At 58.3% G+C, this 839-nt stretch carries 1 protein-coding gene; it reads left to right on the top strand.

What is annotated here, in order from left to right; all coding sequences use genetic code 11:
* Positions 1–91: 91 nt before the first annotated feature.
* Positions 92–839: IS5 family transposase (locus IZU87_RS17280; RefSeq protein ID WP_213115366.1), on the top strand; the 748-nt coding region annotated here is incomplete at its 3' end.

The raw sequence follows: 839 nt of genomic DNA, 5'->3' as shown, positions 1-839 counted from the left end.
GGAAACACTGCACAAATCCTGCCGTTGGTGCCTGATCGCCACCGACGGGGTAGAATCTAGCAATATCGCTACCGCCTGATAGAGCCATCCGATGAAGCAGATCTCATTCGCCCAAGCAGAGCATCAGAACAAGAAGAAAGTGACTCGTCGAGAGCGATTCCTGGCCCAGATGGAGGCAATGCTCCCTTGGCACCAGTTGATCGATGCACTGTCGCCAGCCTACTTCCCGAATGCCGCGGGCAAGCGAGGCCGGCCGCCCATCGGGCTTGAGCGCATGCTGCGAATCTACTTCCTGCAACAGTGGTATGCACTGGCTGATGAGGCGCTCGAAGATGCCATCTACGACAGCCAGGCAATGCGCGACTTCGTGGGGATCGACCTGGCCATCGAGAGCGTGCCGGATGCGACCACACTACTGCGCTTCCGCCACCTGCTGGAAAAGCATGCCCTGACGCAGCGGATCTTCCAGGAGATCAATGCTCACCTGGCCGAGAAGGGGCTGTTTATGCGTGAGGGCACTATTGTCGACGCCACGATCGTCTCGGCTGCGCCCTCCACCAAGAACAAGGCCAAACAGCGCGACCCCGAGATGAAACAGACCCGCAAGGGCAACCAATGGTACTTCGGCATGAAGGCCCATATTGGCGTCGACGCAGTAACCGGCCTGACGCATACCGTAGTTGCCACCTCGGCTAACGTGGCTGATGTCACCATGGTAGAGCACCTGGTGCGGGATGATGACAATCGAGTCCACGCTGATGCGGGCTACATCGGTATGGGCAAACGCCTGGATGAAGAAAAGGATGCAAGGAATTCCCGTTGCTGTATCGCGGCCAAGC

The sequence above is a fragment of the Cobetia sp. MC34 genome (assembly GCF_018340035.1).
Classification (GTDB): Bacteria; Pseudomonadota; Gammaproteobacteria; order Pseudomonadales; family Halomonadaceae; genus Cobetia; species Cobetia amphilecti.
Note: the sequence above shows the minus strand (reverse complement) of the source record. Positions and strands in the feature narration are given on the sequence as shown.